The sequence below is a fragment of the Herpetosiphon llansteffanensis genome (assembly GCF_003205875.1).
GTDB lineage: Bacteria > Chloroflexota > Chloroflexia > Chloroflexales > Herpetosiphonaceae > Herpetosiphon > Herpetosiphon llansteffanensis.
In genome coordinates, this window is the sequence record NZ_PUBZ01000073.1 from 1 (window position 1) to 253 (window position 253).

Sequence of the window (253 nt, forward strand, 5' to 3'; positions counted from 1 at the left end):
GCTGTGTGGATTAACCGCCCAGTCGGGCCAGCGGATCCGTCGATCACGGCGGCATTGCGCGAATAATCCTTCTTTAATCGTCCGTTTGCTCCATTGTCATTTGTTTCATCGTGCTTGACACATTCCGCTTGCCACGGGGAGCGCCTTCCGCGCAACTCCGGTTAGCAATGCCACCCAAGTCCGCCGCATTCTCCGCGATGAGCGTCTCAACGTTGAGACCGTTCTTGACCCCTTGATCCGCTCGGTCTTGGCG

At 57.7% G+C, this 253-nt stretch carries 1 protein-coding gene; it reads right to left on the reverse strand.

Annotated elements, in window-relative coordinates:
• Positions 1-73 precede the first annotated feature (73 nt).
• On the reverse strand, positions 74-253 hold a 180-nt coding region (locus C5S61_RS27055), incomplete at its 5' end, for a hypothetical protein (RefSeq protein ID WP_205701361.1).